General features: G+C 67.8%; 11 protein-coding genes. 3 read left to right on the top strand and 8 right to left on the bottom strand.

Features of this window, described 5'->3' with window-relative positions; genetic code table 11:
- Window positions 1-88: 88 nt before the first annotated feature.
- From ACZ7HT_RS07465 to ACZ7HT_RS07450, 4 genes are all read right to left on the bottom strand, one after another.
- Window positions 89-685: a DUF4328 domain-containing protein gene (locus ACZ7HT_RS07465; protein WP_471161065.1), complete on the bottom strand. Its 597-nt coding sequence runs from the start codon at window positions 683-685 to the stop codon at window positions 89-91.
- Between the two features lie 397 nt (window positions 686-1082).
- Window positions 1083-2561, bottom strand: coding sequence for a UvrD-helicase domain-containing protein (locus tag ACZ7HT_RS07460; RefSeq protein ID WP_471161062.1), 1479 nt, complete (start codon window positions 2559-2561; stop codon window positions 1083-1085).
- A 97-nt stretch (window positions 2562-2658) separates the two neighbouring features.
- A complete protein-coding gene (locus tag ACZ7HT_RS07455) occupies window positions 2659-3468 on the bottom strand; it encodes a DUF6083 domain-containing protein (RefSeq protein ID WP_471161135.1) in 810 nt (269 codons plus the stop codon).
- A 207-nt stretch (window positions 3469-3675) separates the two neighbouring features.
- Window positions 3676-3939, bottom strand: a complete 264-nt coding sequence (locus ACZ7HT_RS07450; protein ID WP_471161059.1) for a helix-turn-helix transcriptional regulator — start codon at window positions 3937-3939, stop codon at window positions 3676-3678.
- Between the two features lie 655 nt (window positions 3940-4594).
- Between ACZ7HT_RS07450 and ACZ7HT_RS07445 the strand changes: the two genes are divergently transcribed.
- From ACZ7HT_RS07445 to ACZ7HT_RS07435, 3 genes are all read left to right on the top strand, one after another.
- Entirely contained in the window at window positions 4595-5167 is a 573-nt protein-coding gene (locus ACZ7HT_RS07445; RefSeq protein ID WP_471161056.1) for a hypothetical protein, read from the top strand.
- Between the two features lie 552 nt (window positions 5168-5719).
- A complete protein-coding gene (locus ACZ7HT_RS07440) occupies window positions 5720-5959 on the top strand; it encodes a DUF397 domain-containing protein (protein ID WP_471161053.1) in 240 nt (79 codons plus the stop codon).
- Window positions 5960-6031: 72 nt separating this feature from the next.
- Window positions 6032-6976 carry a helix-turn-helix domain-containing protein gene (locus ACZ7HT_RS07435; RefSeq protein ID WP_471161050.1) on the top strand — a complete coding sequence of 315 codons (945 nt, stop codon included), beginning with the start codon at window positions 6032-6034 and terminating at the stop codon, window positions 6974-6976.
- Between the two features lie 13 nt (window positions 6977-6989).
- Here the strand turns inward: ACZ7HT_RS07435 and ACZ7HT_RS07430 are convergent, their stop codons facing one another.
- The 4 genes from ACZ7HT_RS07430 to ACZ7HT_RS07415 form a co-directional block, all read right to left on the bottom strand.
- Complete coding sequence (locus tag ACZ7HT_RS07430; protein ID WP_471161048.1) at window positions 6990-7772, bottom strand: SAM-dependent methyltransferase; 783 nt, start codon at window positions 7770-7772, stop codon at window positions 6990-6992.
- Between the two features lie 224 nt (window positions 7773-7996).
- Entirely contained in the window at window positions 7997-8386 is a 390-nt protein-coding gene (locus ACZ7HT_RS07425; protein ID WP_471161045.1) for a hypothetical protein, read from the bottom strand.
- A 121-nt stretch (window positions 8387-8507) separates the two neighbouring features.
- Window positions 8508-9359, bottom strand: a complete 852-nt coding sequence (locus tag ACZ7HT_RS07420) for a helix-turn-helix domain-containing protein (protein ID WP_471161043.1) — start codon at window positions 9357-9359, stop codon at window positions 8508-8510.
- A gap of 344 nt (window positions 9360-9703) precedes the next feature.
- Complete coding sequence (locus ACZ7HT_RS07415; protein WP_471161041.1) at window positions 9704-9964, bottom strand: hypothetical protein; 261 nt, start codon at window positions 9962-9964, stop codon at window positions 9704-9706.
- Window positions 9965-9995 lie beyond the last annotated feature (31 nt).

Raw genomic sequence — 9995 nt, 5'->3', positions numbered from 1 at the left:
CATGAGTCGGCCGTAGGCGTTCCGGCCGCCAACCCGGCAGTGACAAGCCAGGAGTCGGGCAGCCTGGGCTTGGATGGGGGCCGCTCCTTTAACGGCCGGCTGCGACCTGCATGCGAGTCAGCCGGACGACGAAGTACCCTGCCGCGCCAGCCGCGACAACGTTCAGCGCGTCGCCCACCATTCCCAGGGTCACGGCGTCCAGCACCTCGGGGAGGCCATCGGCCCGTTGATGGCGGAACCCTGAATACCAGCGGAGCAAGAGCGAACCGGCGAAGGTGCCCCACCAGAGGTTCACGGGCCAGAAGGAGATGCTGGCACCTGTCCCGCGGCCGGGCCCCCGCAGGCAGGCGGCCCACATCTCGACAGCGATCCGGTACGGCATCCAGAGAAATGCCACTGGAACGAACCAGGCTCCGATCGCCCAGCCGGTTCCCCACCTGAAGCCATCCGGCGCCAGTGCTCCGGTGGCGCGCCGCATTCGATGAAACCAGGTGACGAAGACGGCGGCGCAGGCCATCAACGCCGGAGCGTAGAACCGGTCCACCCTCCTGAACAGGGTGTCTGCCGCATCCAGTTCATCTTGCCGGGCGAACAGAAAGCCGCCGTCTTCCCGTACCGAGAAGTGGGTCCGGAAGCCGGCGTACACGGCGAACAGATCACATGCGGCGACGGCCACGAGCAGCACACACACCGCAACGCGCAAGGCACGCCTGGGATTGGACATCTGGGCGGGCAGGGCAGGGCGTGAGCGCAGAACGCCGAGAGGGGAAGAGGACATGGCGGTGTGGCCCCCTACGGGCGTGGAACGGGAATGTGCCCGCGGACCTGCGTGCAGAGGCAAGCTACGCCACGGATGGCCCGTCCGTCCACGGCCAATCGTCGCTTCGGTCACGACGGCGGGACGTCCCAACAGCTGTGCAGCAGCGTGGCTCCAACATCGCGTACGAGCCGGGTGCAAGGCTGTTGGCCCTGTAGTAGGGATGCTGACTTCAGGACTCGGTCTAGGAACGGGACGCGGCGCTCGGGAGCTTCGCTCCGACTCGTTTTCTGAACCCCGAAGTCAGATGCACAACTTGCGGCGTTCACTGATGCTGGTGTCGCGGGTTTCCGTCGGGGTGTCCGTTGATCCAGGCGAGGCCGCTGGTGTCGAGATGTGTACGGGCGCGGGTGATGGCGACGTAGGCGAGGCGGGCTTCGCTGTCGTCGATCGGTCCGGGAATGGGGCGGCCTTGGCTGTCCTGCTGGTCGGTGTCCTTGGGCGGGCTGAAGTCGTCGGCGATTTGTACGCGTGCCCATTCGCGGCCTTTGGCCTTGTGGGCGGTGGAGACGGTGACCTGGGCGTGCTCTTCGGTGCTGAGGCGGCTGACGGCGGTGAGGATGGCGTCGGTTCCATGAGTGTCAACGAGGTCGACCAAGGGCTGGAGGTCGCGCCCGGAGGGGTCGTGGGCGGCGTAGTCCTGGACGGTTCCCCAGGTGGGGAAGAGGACGAGTTCGGGATGGTGGGTGCGGCATCCGTCTTTGAGGTCTCGGGCGGCCAGAGCGAGGGCTCGCAGGCTGTCGCCGCCGCCGACGAGGGCGACTTTGGTGCCGATGGCGAGGTGATGCATGACGTGTTTCATGGCGCCGACGTTGGTGCGGCACAAGATGGCGTCGGGGCGGGTGAGGGGGCCGAGTTCGGTGGGCATGGTGTCGGTGCCGGTCAGGCGGATGGGCGCCTGGGCGATGGTGAGCCATCGGTTCGCTTCTGCGGCCAGGCGGGGGCCGAAGCGGAAGGAGCGGGACAGGGTGAGGTGGGTGCCGTCGAAGCCGGTCATGACGTCTTTGGCGCCGCGCCAGTGGTAGATGGCCTGGGCTGAGTCGCCGACGAGGACCAGCTGGGCGTGGTCGCGCTGGGCGTTGAAGACGTGTTCGACGACGGGGTTGGTGTCCTGCGCTTCGTCGAGGAGGAGGAAGTCGGCGGGGATCTTGGGGTTGGTGAGGGACCAGATCTTGAGGAAGTGGTCGGGGTCGAAGCGGACGACACCGTCTTGTGGCTGCTGAAGGTCGTCCCAGGCTTTGCGGGCGTATGGCAGGACGATGCCGGCGAGCTGGGTGCGGGCAGTGGGGCTGTCGAGGCCGCGCAGGAGCGGGACGTGGTGGTCGGCGAGGGTGGTGTCTGCTGAGTGGCAGAACCGGCTCACGGTCTTCACCACCGTGTTGGACAGGGTGGTGGGGGCGAGGTCGTGGCCCTCGATGCGGACGGGCTTGGTGATGCCGAGGTCTTGTCCTGTCCTCCATGCGGGCCGGCGGGGTGCGTCGAGACGGTGTGCGTAGTGGCGGCCGATGGCTGCGTAGGCGAGGGCGTGGGCGGTCTTGCATCTGACGGTGCTGGGGAATCGGGTGGCGGCGTCACGGGCGATGGCTCGGTTGTAGGCGATGTAGCCCCCGCGGCGGCGGGTGCTTTTGGCGAGCAGGGCGAGGGTGGAGGTCTTGCCTGTGCCGGCTCCGGCCTGGAGGGCCATGTGGTCGCCTGCATGGAAGCGGTCGGCGGCTTGTGTCTGTTCGTCGGTGGGGGTGAACAACGGGGTCTGCTCCGGATCGGACGATGGGAACGGTTGGGCTAGAGGTCGCTGCCGGCGGCTGGCCGTGGCGGACTTGAGCAGTTAAAAATGCCCCGCTTTACCGGTGCTGTTGACCGCTTCCTGGCAGGCGTGTGGCGAGGAAGGCGTGGTGGAGCAGCGGGTCGAAGGGTTCCCATTCGGCGAGGGCTAGGTCGGGTGCGCCCTGGGGGGTGGCATGGGCGGGGCAGTGTTGGGTGCGCCAGCGCAGTTGCTCGCTGTAGGGCAGGTGTCCCAGGTCGTAGAGGGCGATGTCGACTGCGGGCAGGGCCTGCTGTCGTCGGGTCCGGTGGAGTGCGGCGGGGGCGAGCGTCCATCTTCCGGGGGTGGTGCCAGGGGCGAGGACGGGGTGAGGGCACCGGGTACGGCGGATGGTCTGGGCGACGCACTGGATGTCTTCGACCGGTCTGGCGGCGAGGTAGCGGCCGTAGAGAAGCTGGGCGACGGGGCGAGCGGGCCGGCAGATCTCTGTCTCGGCAGGTTCGGGGAGGGGCTGCTCGCCAGGTGTGAAGACGCCTGCGTCGAGGAGGCGGCGGGTGCGTAGGGCGAGGCGTCGGCGGAGCGCGTCGAGGGCGGGTGGGAGGGTCTGGGGCGTGGTGTGTGCGGGGCACAGGGTGGGGTGGGTGATGCGGCACCAGGGGGTTCCGTCGTCTGCGTGGTGGGCCATGCCGGAGGCGACGTGCCAGCGGTGCGGTTCGGGGACGATCACGGTTGGGAGTTCTGCGGGGTGGAGGGAGACGGCCCGCTGGGTGATGGTGGTGTGCCACTCGACCCGGTTGCCGCAGTCACGGCATTGGCCGTGCTGCGCCGTGCGCAGCAGGCGGCTGGGGCTGTCGGCGGCTACGCGTAGAGCGCGGCGGCGGCCTGGCATGTGAAGGCTGCCGTCCCAGTGACGGCCGCGGGAGGTGTGGGTGGGGTGCATGGCCGCGAAGGTTCCAGGCGACGCGCCGTGGTGATGCCGTCCACGCTCCAGTCACCCTCGATCGGCCCAGCGGATGGACACTGGTGTCCGATAGTTCGCTTCTCCGTTCCCACCTCGTAGCCGGTTCAGGTGATCCGCTCAGGTTCCGGTGTGGGGCTACTTCGGCGCCTCGCCGGGGGGTGCATGGCCTTCACAGAGCGAGGCGAAGAGCCCTCCGAGCGGGACGTCGAAGGCGTGGCCGAGGGCGTGCCAGGTGGCGAGGGATCCGACGGTGCGGCCCTGCTCGATTTCGATGAGGGTGCGCCTGGACAGGCCGGTTCTTTCGGCAAGCTCGTCGTAAGTCCAGCCGCTGTCACCCCTCAGCTGCGCGAGCTGGAGGCGTAGCGCGTCGAGGTTCGGTTCGGGCGGCAAGATCGTCACCCGTCCATCCGATGGTGCAGACCCCTGCCCTGTCAGTGCAGAGGTCTGCCCTATTTGTGCAGGTGACGACTCCCTCCGGGAGGGCAGGGGTCTGCACTACGGTGTGCCGCCATCACCACACTCCCCCGCCGCAGGCCCTACTCGGGTCCTGGTCAGGCGGACAACAGAGAAGGGCCCTCGGTCGATGAGGCTGTGCACCATGCGCCCGCCGGCGCCTCGCACGTGGATCGTCGAGCTACGGCCTCAACCTCAAGGTCCTCTGCTCGTCTGCCCCCAGTGCAGCTCCGTGCCCGAAACTCTTCATGGCCGCTCCGCGCGCTCGGCCGCTCTCGCGCACCTCGCGCGCCATGCCCGCTGCTCACTCCTCCCCCCGTACCTGCGGACCTGCCAGTGCCATGAACGCGGCTGCCGCTGGCACCCACGTCACCGCGGCTGCGCCGGCCCCCTTCTACTGGTCCTCTCCCGTGAACACGGGGGGCGGCTGTGGCGGCTCGCGGACGCCTGCACCGCCTGCGCCCGGGCCATGCCCGATGCCTCCGTCGTACCGGAGACCACCCTCATCGCCGCGCACCGCACCGCCGTCCCGGCCCCTGCCCGGTCACGGAGCAGCAGGCGGTCCCTCACCGACCGGATGGACAGGACACTGGTGCGGGACATGCTCAGCTTCCTGGCCGCCTCACTTTCGCCTTGCAGCCCCCAGGCCCGGCTTCTCGCCCTGCAATGCGCACTGCGCTCAACCCCGTCGGGCCGAGTCCGGCTCCCGGCCGGACTGATCCGCGCCATGGCCGTACCGCAGGCCCCCGCAGCGTGGCGGGAGTTGGAGGAGATGCGCTGGATCCACCAGAGCTTGCCCGGCAGCCCCGTCGGCAGCGCTCAGCTCACGGATCCCCTCATCGGAGCGCCGGGCCGCAAGGCGCGAGCACGCGCTGCGGACTGGGCTCTGCGCACCCATCAATCCCGTCCTGTCCGCGCGGGCACTCCCGCGGTTCGACTGGTAACCCTTGCCCTGGCCACCCATGGAGCCCCGGATCGCACTGCCGGCATCACGGAAATCGGCCAACTGGCCCGCGCAAGCGGCCTATCAGTGCCCGAACTGCTCAACGCCATGCGGCTGTTGTCTGCAACCGGGGGCATCGCCCACTGGAGTCTCGATCCTGCGACCGACGACCTCACCTGGACCATGAGCTCCCGCCTCTCCTCGAAGCCCGGTAATGACCCCGGGCTATGAGTTCATGAGGCTGTCGGCGTGGACCCTTCGGTCACACGCCTTGCCAGACTGGTCCGGTTCAGAGGATCGCCGCGCAGCGGGCTCGCAGCCCGGCGCGCGTCCGTTCACATTGCGACAGGCGGATACAGACGGGGGGCCGCGATCCGCTCGGGCAGGCAGCGCACTCAACGGCATCGGGGTCCGCGCGGGCCCGGCGGTAGGCACCTACACCGTTGGTGAGCGTAGGCGGGCAGGCCTCGGCGTGCGAGCGGGCCGGGAGACGTAGAACGCCCTGGTGCGCCAGGATTCGCCACCAATGCCTATCCGGCCATGCTCACGCGTGCGTGAACATGGGTTCTCTGGCGCGCCGACTTGAATTCATCCGATCACCACACGAGTAAGAACGCCCTTTCGAGGGACGGCGTACGTGAAAACGGCCGCCTAAGATCGACGACATTCCACGCATCCATGAAATTTCATCGGCCGTGCGGCCGTGGCGGGGCGCGTCGTCGTCCAGGCCGAGCACGGCCTGAGCGTGGTGCCGAGGAGACGGAAGCAGCGAAAGGATGAGGCGTGAGCGGTTACGTAAATGGCGTCGCGGGCGGCAGCATCGTAGGAGTGCAGTGGGTGAAGAGCTCTGCGAGTAACCCGGAGGGCGGCAATTGTGTGGAGTTCGCCAGGCTCCACAACGACGAGATCGCGGTGAGGAACTCCCGGTTTCCTGACGGGCCGGCACTGGTGTTCACTCCTTCGGAGATCAGTGCGATGCTCGTCGGCGCGAAGCGCGATGAGTTCAACCGCCTGATCGTCTGAATTTCGCCCCTTGAGGCTTGCGGCCGCCCCACCAGACTCTCCAGGCTGAAGGCGTTACGGTAACAGCGTCGTTTGGCCGAGGAGTTGAGAGTGTCGGGCGGTCAAGTCCTGTGGGCTGTCGGGGGCGGAGAGGACTCGGGCGGCCATCTGGCCGGCGCGGGACGGGTGGTGGGCGCCTACCTGCGCCGGCTGCGCAAGGAGCAGGGTCTGCGCCTGGTGGATGTGGTCCAGGCGGGACTGGTCGGGTCCGCTCCCACGCTCAGCCGGCTCGAGAACGGCGAGTCGCCGCTGAAGCCGGATCGGCTGCTGGCCCTTGCGCAGTTCTATGGTGTCACTGACCCGGCCGCGCTGGAGTCTCTGGAGCTGCTGGCGAGCCGCTCGCAGGACACCCAGTGGTGGGAGGAGTTCCGGGACGCTATCCCGGGCTGGCTGGAGCGGCTGATCAGTGTGGAGGCCTCCGCTCAGGAGATCCGTACCTACGAGGTGCAGTACGTGCCCGGCCTGTTGCAGACACCGGAGTATGCCCGGGTACTCATGAGGCACGCTCTTCCTGATACCTCCATCGAGGATGCCGAAAGGCAGACGGTGAAGCGGGATCGTGCGGTGCGTGTCCGGCAGACCAGGCGTGGTGTGCTTCATGATGCGAGCGCGCCGGACTACTACGCGCTGGTGGATGAGGCTGTTCTCGCTCGTCCGGTGGGTGGCTCGTCTGTCATGCGTGGCCAGCTGCGTGAGCTGTACAGCCTGGAAGAGAACATGGACAAGATCCATATCCGGGTTCTGCCGTTCAGTGCTGGTGACGAGGCGATGGCGCCCGCGCCGTCCATCACCTACCTGTCGTTCCCGGCGAACCGGGAGGTGGACATGGTGTATTTGGAGGTCCGCAATGGCGGCAGTTACCTCACCAACCCTGAGGATGTCGACCGGTACCGGCTTGCGCTGACTTCTCTGTGGCACAAGGCCGCGGACCGCGATCAGACGTTGGAGCTGCTGGATAGCTACATCCGCAAGCTCTGAGCAAGGGGGTTCGTCATCTCTTGCGGGCGACTCCACCGTAGATGGTCCACGTTCGGTCGGCGGGGTGCAGGGTAGGTCCGGTCGCGGATCTCCAGTGCGTCACGTCTCCGATCGGCCCGCCGACGGGGTCGAGGCCGGTGAAGAACCGCTCGACATCTGCGAAGGGACGGACCTTGGCCCACTGCTGGCCGGTGAGCTGCTGCATGAGCTGCAGGGCTTGGTCGTTTAACACGTGGTCTTCGCCGGCCAGATGACTCAGGACAAGGACGCTGCCTGAGGGAAGTTGGTTGATCAGTTCCGTCACGTGCCGCCAGGGGTTGCGTTCGTCAGCGATGCAATGAAGGACCGAGGTGAACAGCACCGCCACGGGCTCGTCACGGTCTAGCATGCCCGCCTGCTCGCTGCGGGTGAGGATGGCGGTGAAGTCGAGCAGATCGGCGTCGAGGACCAGCGTGCGGGCGTCGTCGAGCATCATGCGCGCGTGTGCCAGGACGACAGGGTCGTTGTCGATGTAGACCACGCGGGCGTCTGTGCCGGCTCGGCGGGCGATCTGGTGGACGTTGTCGCGGGTCGGCAGTCCGCATCCGTGGTCGAGGAACTGGCTGATCCCGTACTCGACGCTCAGGTATCGAACAGCCCGCATCAGAAACTCACGGCTGATGCGGGCTAATTGCGGAGCGTTCGGTGCGAGGTGCGTCAGGCGTCTGGCTGCTGCTCGATCGGACTCGTAGTGATCGTGCCCGCCCAAGAAGAAATTGTGGATGCGAGCGTCGCTGGCCTGGGTTACATCGATCACCGTCGCGCGCCCCCCGATTGCTGTCGCCCACTGCACGCGCCCGGACAGCCAACAGCCGCCGGGCACGTGTCAGATCGAGGCTCCATGCTATGAGTTACGCACCACCTGATCCACCCCGAACCATCGGATTGGTGTGCCCCGCAGGGGTGAAACCGCGGCCTGTTGTGCAGCCTGGATCCGTCCTCTGCGCGGGCGCACACCGTGGAGCTGTTCATCGGCTCTGTTCAGGCGGCTGCTCCGTCCTTCACGGCCTGTTTCAGGAGCAAGGTGAACTCCGGCGCCTTGCACCCCATCGTCTCGGCCGCTTGTTCGGCGGGCAGTCCGAGCCGGTAATGGAGCAGGACCGCGTCCGCCTGTGGCGGGGGAAGAACGCGGTGCGGTCCCAGGGCCGATGTGCTTTGGCCAGCCCGTGCGGACAGCAGCCGCCAGGCCAGCGCGGACGGCGACGGGCTTTCTAGCGCCTCTGCCCAGGCCATCGCCAGAGCTCCAAGCGCCTCCCCCACCAGGGCGGTCGCCGCCTGAGGATTCCCGGTCCGTGCGAGAGCGTATCGGGTGTAGGTGCCGATGTGGCGCTGGCAGAAGGCGGAAAACGCAGTGGGCAGAGTGATCCGCACGCCGTGGGGCTCAGTGCCCCGAGCGTCCACCATGGCCAGCCATGCCGACGGAACCGGCTCTCCGGCACGCGTGAGCCTGGCGCCCGCTCCGGGGCTGTGTCCACGGCCGTGCTCGCGGGGGTCAGGCGACGTCGCCCGCATCTGACACCTCCTGCGCCGGATGGAATGCGTGAGCGAGGACGAAGCTGTGGTGCACGTCCTCCCACAGCGATCTGAACTGGTCCGGATTGCCTTTGAAGTGCAGCACGATCTGCTGGGTGGTCTCCCAGTCGGGCACCAGGTCTCCGCCGAGCACGGCTACGACGACGTCGCATTCATCCGCGACGTCGGTGCCGGTACTGGTCCCTGCGGCGCCCAGTGCCGCCCACCTCAAGCCGCGCATCGCACTGTGGAACCGGGCCACGGAGGCAGCCACGGACCGTCGGGGTGCCCGCTGGTGTCCGCGAGCCCACTCCCACAGGAGCCGGAACTCGTCAGGCCTGCCGCCGGCCGCCGTCACCACGGCGAAGACCACGGGCCAGTCCGGCACCCTGTGGCCACCCAGGAGCCGTGACACGCATGACGGGGAGACACCGGCGCCGCGGGCCGCTTCCTTCGCGGTGACCCCGTAGTTGCGCAGCAGGCACGAAAGGGCCGACCCCAGACGCTTCTTGTGCTCGACAGCCGCAGAACGCGCTTCTCCCCCTAATGGTTCAGACGCCGGCAGGGCTGTGTGACGGGCGCGGCTCTCCGTCGTCCGGCGTACAGATGAAGGGCCCCACTTGGCCCGCGCGGCGGCGGTGCTGAGATGGGTCTTGCGGGCCACTTCGTTCCATCCCAGACCGTTGGCCCGGGCATCGTGCACGGCTGCTGTGAGGTAGTGGGCGGCTTCCGCGCTTACGGCCAGAGCCCGTCGGGCCAGTTCCTCGAGGTCGCTGCCTCGCTGTTCCGCCTGGATCAGCTCCGACGCCAGACTCTGAAGCCTCTGCGCCACTGCTGGACCCCACCGGGACGGGTACACCACGGCCGATTCATCGACCCGCTGACGACTACGCACGCGCTGCGCGCGACGCCGGCACGCGTCCTGGCAGTACCGGCGCGGCCGCCCCGGCCCCTTGAGCCGTCTGAAACGACGCCCGCACAAGCTGAAGGCACACCTGCTGTACTCGTAGCGTTCACCGTGCTCCGACGGCTGCGCACTTCGTGTCACCTTGCTGGTCCATCCGCTGGATCTGTGGCCCTCTGCGGAGAGCGAGAAGACTGCGCTGCTCCCCTGTCGAGACCGAGCTGGCAGGGCTGGGGAGGGGGCGCAGACCGCGCCCCCTCCCGTTGCGTGGTTCAGCGGCGACGGAAGCGCTGGTAGCTGAACACCGACCCGTCCGCGACAGCGGCGGCCACGACACCCCACCACGTCTCCTCGGGCACCACCGGGCCGTGGACAGCCGTGACAATGCCGAGGGCCGTCATGGCAAAGGCGCTCCAGCGCATCTTGAAGACGAGACAGCTGAGCGACTGCGTTTCAGTCATGAAAACCAGCGGAATGCTAGTTTCTGTTGAAGCCGGAAGCAGCTTCGTGAGCATCCGGCGGATGCGGATCATGGTCGTTCCCTCCGAGGGGTTCAAGGCGGAC

This window comes from Streptomyces sp. NPDC037410 (assembly GCF_055602235.1).
This window is presented reverse-complemented; position numbering and strand designations above follow the sequence as displayed.